Genomic DNA, 8,259 nt, shown 5'->3' with positions numbered 1-8,259 from the left:
CCTGCCCTCCGACCCCCCGGCCCCTCCCGCTCTCGCTGCTGGTGTCGCGCCGGGTCGGTCGCCCGTGGAGCGGCGTCCCGGCGCCGCCCGGCCCGCCCCCCCCCCCCCCCCCCCCCCCCCCGCCCCGGCGTCACTGCTCTCCCCGGTACATCTCCGCCACGAGGAAGGCCAGGTCCAGCGACTGACGGCGATTGAGCCGGGGATCGCAGACCGTCTCGTAGCGCAGGGGGAGCTGGTCGACGTGCACCTCGTCGCCACCGCCCACGCATTCGGTCACATCGCTGCCGGTCAACTCCACATGAATGCCGCCCGGATGGGTGCCCAGCGAGCGGTGGGTCTCGAAGAAGCCTCCGACCTCGTCCATCATCGCGTCGAGGCTGCGCGTCTTGTACCCGCTGGGGGTCTTGAAGGTGTTGCCGTGCATCGGGTCGCAGATCCAGGCGACCTGGGCACCGCTCGCGGTGACCTTCTCCACGAGAGGGGGCAGCGCGTCGCGGGCCTTGTCCGCGCCCATCCTGGTGATGAAGCTGAGCCGGCCCGGCTCGCGGTCCGGATCGAGCTTGTCGATCAGCGCGAGGACCTCGTCCGCCGCCACGCCGGGGCCGAGCTTCACCGCGATGGGGTTGCGTACCGTCGAGGCGAACGCAACGTGTGCTCCCTCGAGTTGACGGGTGCGCTCGCCGATCCAGAGCATATGGGCCGAGGTGTCGTAGAGGTCACCGCCGCGCGAGTCCACCCGGGTCAGAGCGGCCTCGTAGTCGAGGATGAGGGCCTCGTGGCTGGCGTAGAACTCGACGTCGTCCAAGGCGTCGGGATGCGCCCCGCACGCCTTCATGAAGGCCAGGGCCCGGTCGATCTCCCGGGCCAGCCGCTCATAGCGCTCGCCGCTGGCGGACAGCGCGACGAAGTCCTGGTTCCAGGCGTGGACCTGGTCCAGCGCCGCGTATCCGCCGGCGGTGAAGGCGCGTACGAGGTTCAGCGTGGCGGCGGACGCGTTGTACATGCGCCGCAGCCGTTTCGGGTCGGGGGTGCGGGAAGCGGCGGTGAAATCCGGGCCGTTGACCGAATCGCCGCGGTAGACCGGAAGGGTCACCCCGTCCCGGGTCTCGGTGCCCTGGGACCGCGGCTTGGAATACTGGCCGCCTATACGGCCCACCTTGACCACGGGCACCGATCCCGCATAGGTCAGCACCACGGCCATCTGGAGAATCGTCTTGAGCGTGTTGCGTATGTTGTCGGCCGAGACGGCGGTGAAACTCTCCGCGCAGTCGCCGCCCTGGAGGAGAAATGCCTCCCCCCTCGCGACGGCCGCCATACGCGTACGCAACTGGTCGCACTCGCCCGCGAAGACCAGCGGGACCGCGGTCGACAGATCGGTGAGAACGGAGGTCAGGGCCTCGGAATCCGGCCAAGAAGGCTGCTGGGCGGCGGGTTTGGCACGCCAGGAATCGCGGACAGGTTCATTTTTTGTCATGTTCGGAATGCGCGGCAGACGACTACCGCCACTTCCTTCCTCGGAACCAACAGGATCGCGGTTGACAGGCCGATCCAAGCAGCGGCCGTGTGGTACCCGCATCGGCGCACGGACGAGTTTTCCTTGCACTTATGGGGGAGGGGGCACGTCCCTGTGCCGCGGCCCGGACACGTCCCGCCCCGGTGCCGCTCACCCCCGGTTACTATGCTCACTTCCTGCCTCTGGCCTCGGAGACGTTGTCCGTGGAAGGCACGGTCGAAGAGATTGGGTGGCCTGGGAAAGTGCTGGAAGAGGTCGTAGCGACCCGCTATGTCACGCCGCTGCGTGAGGGCGGCTCGCTCCCCGGGATCGTCGAGGCCGACGACCTCGGCACGTACGTCATGAAGTTCACCGGGGCCGGGCAGGGCCGCAAGACGCTCGTCGCCGAGATCATCTGCGGGGAGCTGGGCCGGCGGCTCGGGCTGCGGGTGCCGGAGCTGGTGACCATCGAGCTGGACCCGGTCATCGGGCTGGCCGAGCCGGACCAGGAGGTGCAGGAGCTGCTCAAGGCGAGCGGCGGGCTGAACCTCGGGATGGACTACCTGCCGGGCTCGTTCGGGTTCGACCCGCTGGCCTACGAGGTCGGGGCGGCCGAGGCCGGGCGGATCGTCTGGTTCGACGCACTGATCAACAACGTCGACCGCTCCTGGCGCAACCCCAACCTGCTTGTCTGGCATGGCGACCTCTGGCTCATCGACCACGGCGCGACCATGATCTGGCACCACAACTGGCCGGGTGCCCAGGCCTCCGCCGCCAAGCCGTACAACGCATCGGACCACGTCCTGGCCCCCTTCGGGCCGGACATCGCCGCCGCTGCCGCCGAACTCGCCCCGCTGGTCACCGAGGAACTGCTCACCGAGGTGGCCGCCGATGTGCCCGACGTGTGGCTGGCCGGTGAGCCCGGCTTCGAGTCCGCCGACGAGGTGCGCCGGGCCTACGTCGCCCCGCTGCTCGCGCGGGCCGCGACCATCCACGAGCGGATCACGCTGGACGCGCCGACCGCGACCCGGCCCTCCCAGGCCCCGGGCTGGCTCACCGAGCGCCTGCCGCCCCGGCCGAAGCCGGCCGCCGGTGACGACCGCGCCGAGGCAGCCGCCCGTACCGGCGAGGAGGCGGGCCGATGACGCGGCGTGATGTCTTCGAGTACGCGCTGCTGCGCGTCGTGCCCCGGGTCGAGCGGGGGGAGTGCTTCAACGCCGGGGTGCTCGTCTACTGCCGGGCCCACTCGTTCGTGGCCGCCCGGACGCACCTCGACGAGGCGAAGCTGAAGGCGCTGGACCCGCATGCCGACGTCGTCGGGGTACGGGCAGCCCTGCGCGCCGTCGAAGGGGTCTGCGACGGGGGCGAAGGGGCCGGTCAGGCGGCGGGCGACGACGCCGGGCGGCGGTTCCGCTGGCTGATCGCCCCGCGCTCCACGGTCGTCCAGCCCGGGGCGGTGCACAGCGGACTGACCACCGACCCGGCCGGTGAGGTGGAACGGCTGCTCGACCTGCTGGTGCGCTGAGACACGCCCCGGCGGGACCTTCACGGCACAGCGGCGGACCCTCCCGCCCGGTGTGACGTGCGGCCCGCCGGGGCGTGCGCCGTTGACACCGGGTGCCAGGGCTTCTAGCGTCTCGACTGCTGAAGGTACTAAGCGGTTGCTCAGCCGCCGGGGTCTTTCTGTCAGGGCAACGCCCCGACGCCCGCTGAGCCGCTATCCAAGGGCGAGGAGAACCAAGCATGTCCACCACCGAGCAGCGTGTCGCCATCGTGACGGGAGCGGCACGGGGCATCGGCGCCGCCACCGCCGTACGCCTCGCGGCCGAAGGCCGCGCCGTCGCCGTACTCGATCTCGACGAGGCGGCCTGCAAGGACACGGTCGAGAAGATCACCGCCGCCGGGGGCACCGCGCTGGCCGTCGGCTGCGACGTGTCGGACGCCGGTCAGGTGGAAGCCGCCGTCGCGCGGGTCGCCGCCGAGCTGGGCGCGCCGACGATCCTCGTGAACAACGCGGGTGTGCTCCGCGACAACCTGCTGTTCAAGATGAGCGAGTCCGACTGGGACATCGTGATGAACGTGCACCTCAAGGGTGCGTTCCTGATGGCGAAGGCCGTCCAGGCCCACATGGTCGAGGCCAAGTTCGGCCGGATCGTCTCGCTCTCCTCCTCCTCGGCTCTCGGCAACCGGGGCCAGGCCAACTACTCCGCGGTCAAGGCGGGGCTCCAGGGCCTCACCAAGACGCTCGCCAAGGAGCTCGGCAAGTTCGGCGTCACCGCCAACGCCGTCGCGCCCGGGTTCATCGTCACCGAGATGACCGCGCAGACCGCCGAGCGCGTCGGCATGGGCTTCGAGGAGTTCCAGGCGGCGGCCGCCACCCAGATCCCCGTCCAGCGCGTCGGCCGTCCCGAGGACGTCGCGAACGCCATCGCCTTCTTCGCGGGCGACGACGCGGGCTTCGTCTCCGGCCAGGTCATGTACGTGGCCGGCGGACCCCTCAACTGATCCGGAACCGATCCGAAGGGCAGCGGACATCATGACGGTGCAGGACAGCGGAAAGGTCGCCCTCATCACGGGCGCCAGCCGGGGCATCGGCTACGGGATCGCCGAGGCGCTCGTCGCCCGCGGCGACCGGGTGGTCATCACCGGGCGGGGCGAGGACGCCCTGAAGGAGGCCGTCGAGAAGCTCGGTTCCGACCGGGTGGTCGGCGTCGCGGGCAAGGCGCACGACGAGGCCCACCAGGCGGCGGCGGTCGAGCGCGCCATGGAGGTGTTCGGCCGGGTCGACTACCTGGTCAACAACGCCGGGACGAATCCGGTCTTCGGGCCGATGGCGGAGCTCGACCTCAACGTGGCCCGCAAGGTCTACGAGACCAATGTGATCTCGGCGCTCGGCTTCGCCCAGCAGACCTGGAAGGCCTGGCAGAAGGAGAACGGTGGGGCGATCGTCAACATCGCCTCCGTCGCGGGCGTCGCCCCCTCGCCGTTCATCGGCGCGTACGGGATGTCCAAGGCGGCCATGATCAACCTGACCGCCCAGCTGGCGCACGAGTTCGCCCCGGTCGTCCGGGTCAACGCGATCGCGCCGGCTGTGGTCAAGACGAAGTTCGCCGAGGCCCTCTACGAGGGACGCGAAGCGGAGGCGGCCGCCGCCTATCCGCTGGGCCGGCTCGGTGTGCCCGAGGACATCGGGGGTGCGGCGGCCTTCCTGACCTCCGCGCAGTCCGACTGGATCACCGGGCAGACCCTCGTGGTCGACGGCGGAATCTTCCTGAACGCGGGCGTGGGCTGAGATCGGCCTGGACCGATTTGGCCCTGATTGAGTCAAGTGCCCCGCCGGGTCAGCGGATTGACCTGGTGGGGCGCTGCGGTATGGTCTGCCGACCCATGGCTGATCGAGGAGCGTGCGCGTGTTCTACCGGGCCAGTCTGCAGGCTGCTGCAGCCCTAGCTTCCCTTTCTCTGCTGGCAGGCTGCGGTCTCCTTTCCGACAGCGGATCGGAAACGGACCAGAAGATAACCGTCGGGACGACCAGCTCCCCGTCCACACTCGATCCGGCGGCGGCCTGGGACGGTTCCTGGGAATTGATGCGGAACGTTTACCAGACTCTGGTGAGCTTCCCGACCGGCAGCACGAGCCCGGAGCCGGACGCGGCGGAGGAGTGCAAGTTCACCGACGCCACGAGCATGGCGTACCGGTGCACGCTCAAGAAGAACCTCACGTTCTCCAACGGCGAGAAGCTCGACGCCGAGGCCGTGAAGTACTCCATCGACCGCATCGTGGACATCCACTTCAAGGGCGGCCCGGCCGGGATGCTCGGCTCGCTGGACCGGATCGAGACCAAGGGCGACGACACGGTCGTCTTCCACCTGAACAAGTCCGACGCCACGTTCCCGTTCATCCTCGCCACGCCCGCCATGTCGCTCGTCGCCCCCGGCGACTACCCCAAGGACAAGATCCGCGACGACGGCAAGGTTACCGGCTCCGGCCCGTACCTCCTGGAGTCCTACGAGGGCCGGAAGACCGCCGAGCTGAAGAAGAACCCGGACTACAAGGGCTTCGCCAACCGGAAGAACGACGCGGTCACCATCCGCTACTTCGAGAAGTCCGCGGACATGGTGAGCGCGCTCAAGGCCGACGAGATCGACGCCACCTACCGGGGTCTGACCGCCGAGGAGGTCGTCAGCCTGGAGGACAACAAGGACGACAACGCCGGCCTCCAGATCGTCGAGAGCACGGGCGCGGACATCCGCTTCCTGGTCTTCAACCCGAAGGACCCGGCCGCCGCGAACCCCGCCGTCCGCAAGGCCGTCGCCCATGTCATCGACCGCGACGCGCTGGTCGAGAAGGTCTACCGGGGCACCGCCGAGCCCCTCTACTCCATGATCCCCAAGGGCATCGCCGGACACACCACGAGCTTCTTCGACACCTTCGGCGACCCGGATGTGAACAAGGCGAAGAGCATCCTCTCAGGTGCAGGCATCACCGAGCCCGTGAAGATGACCTTCTGGTACACCACCGACCGCTACGGCTCCGCCACGGAGCCCGAGTTCGAGGAGCTCAAGCGGCAGCTGGAGGCCTCCGGACTGTTCAAGATCACGCTGCGGGGCGAGCCCTGGCAGAAGTTCCAGGAAGGCTTCAACAAGGGCGAGTACCCGGTCTTCGGCCGCGGCTGGTTCCCCGACTTCCCGGACCCCGACAACTTCGTCGCCCCGTTCGTGGGCCAGGAGCCCGTCACCGGCAGCCCGTACCTCAACAAGGAGATCACCCAGCAGCTGATCCCCGCCTCGCGGCAGGAGAGCGACCGGGGCGCGGTCAGCAAGCAGTTCGAGCGGGCCCAGGAGATCCTCGTCAACGACGTCCGCCTGCTGCCGCTGTGGCAGGGCAAGCTGTACGTCGCCGCGGGCGAGGACATCGGCGGCGGCGAGCGGGCACTCGACCCGCAGACCGTCATGCAGATGTGGGAGCTGTACCGCAAGGCCAGCTGGTAGGGCCTGGCGGGGAGAGTGGCGACGGGCCTCCTCGGGGGCCCGTTGTCAGTGGTGACCGGTAGGTTCTGGGATCAAGAACCTGTTGCTCACCGGAGGTTGTGGACGTGACCGATATCGACCTGCTGCCCGAGTCCTGGCGCGGCGTCCTCGGCGAAGAACTGCAGAAGCCGTACGTCAAGGAGCTGGCGGACTTCGTCGAGGAGGAGCGGGCCAAGGGCCCGGTGTACCCCCCGCGCGAGCAGGTCTTTGCGGCCCTGGACGCCACCCCGTACGAGAAGGTCAAGGTCCTCGTCCTCGGCCAGGACCCCTACCACGGCGAGGGCCAGGGGCACGGACTCTGCTTCTCCGTGCTGCCCGGCGTGAAGACGCCGCCGTCGCTGCGCAACATCTACAAGGAGATGCACCAGGAGCTGGGTCTGCCCATCCCGGACAACGGCTATCTGATGCCCTGGGCCGAACAGGGCGTCCTGCTGCTCAACGCCGTGCTCACCGTACGTGGCGGCGAGGCCAACTCCCACAAGGGCAAGGGCTGGGAGAAGATCACCGACGCCGTGATCCGCGCCGTCGCCGACCGGCCCGACCCGGCGGTCTTCGTGCTCTGGGGCAACTACGCACAGAAGAAGCTCCCCCTGATCGACGAGGAGCGCCATGTGGTGGTGAAGGGCGCGCACCCCTCGCCGCTGTCGGCCAAGAAGTTCTTCGGCTCCCGCCCCTTCACGCAGATCAACGAGGCCGTGGCCGCGCAGGGGCACCAGCCGATCGACTGGCGGATCCCCGACCTCGGCTGACGGGTTCGTCGGCCACCCATCAGCCGGGTCGACAACCCTGCGGGCCGATAGACCTGGCCCGTGTCTGACCGGTTATGCGGAAGCCCGGCGTTAGCGTCGGACCGACGGTCGGTGACCGGCCGGACGGGCGACGAGGAGACCGCAGTGGTGGAGCAGCAGGAGGCGTCCGAGGACGCCGTCATGACCAGAATCGGCCAGGCGATCATGCTGCTCCACGGAGGTGACCGGGAGGAGGCCCGCAACCGCTTCGGCGCGCTCTGGTCGGAGCTCGGAGCGGACGGCGACGCCCTGCACCGCTGCACCCTCGCGCACTACATGGCCGACACCCAGGACGACCCCGGCGACGAGCTGGCCTGGGACCTGCGCGCCCTGACGGCCGCCGAGGGGCTGACGGCCGCCGAGGAGCCGGAGGACGGGGAGCGGCCCGGCCGCGAGCGGGCGGCGGAGCACCGGGACACCCCGGCCGTCCGGGCGTTCTACCCCTCGCTGCACCTCAACCTCGCGGCGGACTACCTCAAGCTCCAGCGCCCCGACTCCGCCCGCATCCACCTCCGGCGGGCCCGCGCCGCGGCCGCATCGCTCGCGGACGACGGGTACGGCGGCGGGGTCCGCGCCGCCATCGAACGACTGGAGCTCCGCCTGCGGGAGCAGTGACCCACCGGGGACTCGCGGGGGCCCGGCCTCCGCGAGGCCCCGGTGGCAGGCGCGTCAGCGGCCGTACGTCTCCGAGCAGATACGGGCCTGCGGGCTGCCCGCGGGCCAGCCGCCGTACCCCCGGCCGAGCGCGCAGACGTCCGCGCCGCCGCCGGGGCCGCGTGGCAGGGCGGGCGCGGTGACGGGCGGGACACCCGGCACCCGGAGGGGCGTTCGGGGCCGGGGCGGGTCCGCGCGTTCCCGTGGGCGCGTGGCCCCCGCCGGTCCGGTGCGCCGGCCCTCCGCGGGGGAGTCGGCGGCAGGCGGGGCGGGGGAGGACGGCCCGGCGGGCGGC

At 70.3% G+C, this 8,259-nt stretch carries 8 protein-coding genes and 1 pseudogene; 7 read left to right on the top strand and 2 right to left on the bottom strand.

Annotated features, from left to right (window positions below; all coding sequences use genetic code 11):
• Positions 1-130: 130 nt before the first annotated feature.
• Positions 131-1,474 (bottom strand): class II 3-deoxy-7-phosphoheptulonate synthase, encoded by a 1,344-nt coding sequence (locus tag JS521_RS09845; protein WP_205082332.1) that lies wholly within the window; start codon positions 1,472-1,474, stop codon positions 131-133.
• Between the two features lie 281 nt (positions 1,475-1,755).
• Here JS521_RS09845 and JS521_RS09840 point away from each other — a divergent pair, with 281 nt between their 5' ends.
• The 7 genes from JS521_RS09840 (at position 1,756) to JS521_RS09810 (ending at position 7,925) form a co-directional block, all read left to right on the top strand.
• Positions 1,756-2,637, top strand: coding sequence for a HipA family kinase (locus JS521_RS09840; protein ID WP_205082331.1), 882 nt, complete (start codon positions 1,756-1,758; stop codon positions 2,635-2,637).
• Entirely contained in the window at positions 2,634-3,017 is a 384-nt protein-coding gene (locus JS521_RS09835) for a DUF3037 domain-containing protein (RefSeq protein ID WP_205082330.1), read from the top strand. The genes JS521_RS09840 and JS521_RS09835 overlap by 4 nt, the downstream gene beginning before the upstream one ends.
• A gap of 218 nt (positions 3,018-3,235) precedes the next feature.
• Positions 3,236-3,997: a 3-oxoacyl-ACP reductase FabG gene (gene fabG, locus JS521_RS09830; RefSeq protein WP_006122981.1), complete on the top strand. Its 762-nt coding sequence runs from the start codon at positions 3,236-3,238 to the stop codon at positions 3,995-3,997.
• A gap of 31 nt (positions 3,998-4,028) precedes the next feature.
• Positions 4,029-4,784: an SDR family oxidoreductase gene (locus JS521_RS09825; protein ID WP_205082329.1), complete on the top strand. Its 756-nt coding sequence runs from the start codon at positions 4,029-4,031 to the stop codon at positions 4,782-4,784.
• Between the two features lie 118 nt (positions 4,785-4,902).
• Positions 4,903-6,483, top strand: coding sequence for an ABC transporter substrate-binding protein (locus tag JS521_RS09820; protein WP_205082328.1), 1,581 nt, complete (start codon positions 4,903-4,905; stop codon positions 6,481-6,483).
• Between the two features lie 104 nt (positions 6,484-6,587).
• Positions 6,588-7,271, top strand: a complete 684-nt coding sequence (locus tag JS521_RS09815) for a uracil-DNA glycosylase (RefSeq protein WP_205082327.1) — start codon at positions 6,588-6,590, stop codon at positions 7,269-7,271.
• Positions 7,272-7,415: 144 nt separating this feature from the next.
• A complete protein-coding gene (locus tag JS521_RS09810) occupies positions 7,416-7,925 on the top strand; it encodes a hypothetical protein (protein WP_205082363.1) in 510 nt (169 codons plus the stop codon).
• 54 nt (positions 7,926-7,979) lie between these two features.
• On the opposite strand, the pseudogene JS521_RS09805 reads toward JS521_RS09810, so the two are convergent.
• A pseudogene (locus JS521_RS09805) lies at positions 7,980-8,259 on the bottom strand (hypothetical protein); the annotation flags it as partial.

Source organism: Streptomyces durocortorensis (assembly GCF_016901035.1).
In the GTDB taxonomy this organism is placed as follows: Bacteria; Actinomycetota; Actinomycetes; order Streptomycetales; family Streptomycetaceae; genus Streptomyces; species Streptomyces durocortorensis.
The sequence above is the reverse complement of the archived record's forward strand: the minus strand, read 5'-3'. Positions and strand labels throughout refer to the sequence as shown.